The organism is Streptomyces sp. NPDC044064 (genome assembly GCF_056434245.1).
Genome location: NZ_JBWKFN010000038.1, coordinates 102,114 through 102,562, shown reverse-complemented (window position 1 = coordinate 102,562; position 449 = coordinate 102,114).

Sequence of the window (449 nt, the reverse complement as noted above, 5' to 3'; positions counted from 1 at the left end):
TGCGCGGTCAGCGTCACCCGCCTTGCTGCGCAAGGCGGGTGACGCTCCGTCCGCTGCGCTCCCGGAGCGAGGTGGCTTGCGCTGCGCTCCAGCCACCCGATGGCGCTGCGCGCCATGAGGCCGGCCCCGCTGCGCGGGGCGGCCAGCGGGCCTGCGGCCCGAGCGGCGGCGAGGGTGGGGGGTGCCTCTGTCTGGCTCTGCCGAGGACCCGCCCGGGGGGCCTGTTGGCTCAGGCCCAGGGTGACGGGTTCTCAGGCGTGGGCTGGGCGCCTTGCGTGAGGCGGCCTGTTGGGGGGCTGCGAGGTGTCGAAGGGACAGGCCCGTGGTGACGAGGAGAGTAGTGAAGACGGTCAGGAGGAGGATGGATACCCACATTTGCCGGGGGGGGGGGGGGGGGGGGGAGGGGGGGGGGGGGGGGGGGGGATATCAAAGAGAGAAGGCACAAGCCG